General features: G+C 31.4%; 1 protein-coding gene. It reads left to right on the top strand.

Translation table 11 applies throughout. The features are described 5' to 3' along the window. The first annotated feature begins 262 nt into the window (after nucleotides 1-262). Entirely contained in the window at nucleotides 263-1,321 is a 1,059-nt protein-coding gene (locus tag ACFPH8_RS14980) for a redoxin domain-containing protein (RefSeq protein WP_376862267.1), read from the top strand. The last annotated feature ends 274 nt before the right edge of the window (nucleotides 1,322-1,595 follow it).

The following is a 1,595-nucleotide window of genomic DNA, read 5'->3' as shown; positions in this document are numbered from 1 at the left end:
AAGAGAGGGGATTATCAATGTTGACGAAGTTTAATCTTCACCGTGTATATTAACCTTAATCCTCTCTTTTGTTCTTTCTGATTATTTATCTAATTTAATGAATTGTAAACTTAAGACGTGTATAATTCATTGCTAGTACTCGCCTACTTACGAAAATCCTCGCGGATTTTCTATTCGGTTTGTATTTGCTAATTTAGTTGCTGAAACACGCAACGAAATCATACACAAACACGTTGTGCAAAATTTAAAACCTGAACTACAAATGAAATTTACTACCAAATTAATATTATTCTTCTCAATAATAATTTTATTTAACTGTTCTTCTGACAAAAAGAGTATTCTCGAACTGAACGGAGAAGTTATAGGAACAGATACCAAATCAATTATGTTAATCAAACCTAACCAAGATACTAGATTCGATTCAATAATTGAGATTCCTGTAATTAATGGAAAATTTCATTATCAAGAAGAACTTCAAAACCCAGAAGTAGTTAATTTAGCATTTGCCGAATCTGTAAAAAAAGGAATGTATAGGCCTATGCCTCTATTTTTAGAAAACGAGAAAATTGACTTAACCTTATTCACCGAAGAGGAATTTGATAAAAATATAGTCAAAGGAGGAGATTTAAACTCTAAATACAAGAATTATAAAAAAGAAGCAGATTCTTTATTTAATCCTAAAGATTGGGAGGAACAACTAAAATGGGAGCAAGAATATTATATTCCTCAAAATCCTAGTTTGGTATCATATTATCTTTTTTTAGAGCAATTAAGATATTTTAAAGAAAACCTTAATTCAGATTTAATTAAAAACAACTACAAAAAATTATCAGAGAGCAATCCAAACCATCCCTATAACGGATTAGCTTCAAATTTAATTGATGCAATTGAGAATATAAAGGTTGGCAAAAAATATACTGACTTTTCCGCACCTGATTTAAATGGAAATGAAATCAAACTTTCTGAAAAAATTAATGGAAAAGTAGCATTATTAGATTTATGGGCTACTTGGTGTGGACCTTGTATCGCCAAAAGCAGAAAAATGGTTCCTCTCTACAACGAATACAAAGACAAAGGGTTTACAATTATTGGAGTTGCTGGGGAATTTAAAAATACTGATAGACTTGTAAAATTCCTCGAGAAAGAAAAGTGGGAATGGATAAATCTTGTTGAATTGGACAGACAAAATAATATTTGGCAAAAATATGGAGTCGATGGTGGTGGCGGTGGAATATTCCTAATCGACGAAAACGGATTGATTTTGGCTAAAGACCCAACAGCAGAGGAAGTCAGAATTGAATTAGAATCTCGACTGAATTAAAAAAACTTTGCACAACACCGTATAAAAATAATTGCGGTTTAGTGCTTAATTCAAGGTCGTTGCGTGTTTGTAACGTCCGATTTTCCTTCGGAAAATCCTCGCATACAAACCCGCAACTATTCTTATACATAAACGTTGTGCTTCATCGTGTCTCGTCCTGAAATATGGCTACAGGTTAAAATTGAATTTACGCTGATAATTGATATACCATATTAGGTGTTTTATAGTCTAAAGATAAATGTAATCTTATTTGATTGTATAAATTAATTGCATT

Origin of the sequence: Bizionia hallyeonensis (genome assembly GCF_042657385.1) — a bacterium.
In the GTDB taxonomy this organism is placed as follows: domain Bacteria; phylum Bacteroidota; class Bacteroidia; order Flavobacteriales; family Flavobacteriaceae; genus Algorimicrobium; species Algorimicrobium hallyeonense.
The sequence above is the reverse complement of the archived record's forward strand: the minus strand, read 5'-3'. Positions and strand labels throughout refer to the sequence as shown.

What these genes read in the sequence shown, in the direction of transcription:
- ACFPH8_RS14980 (WP_376862267.1), top strand. Translation starts at nt 263, where the DNA reads ATGAAATTTACTACCAAATTAATATTATTCTTCTCAATAATAATTTTA.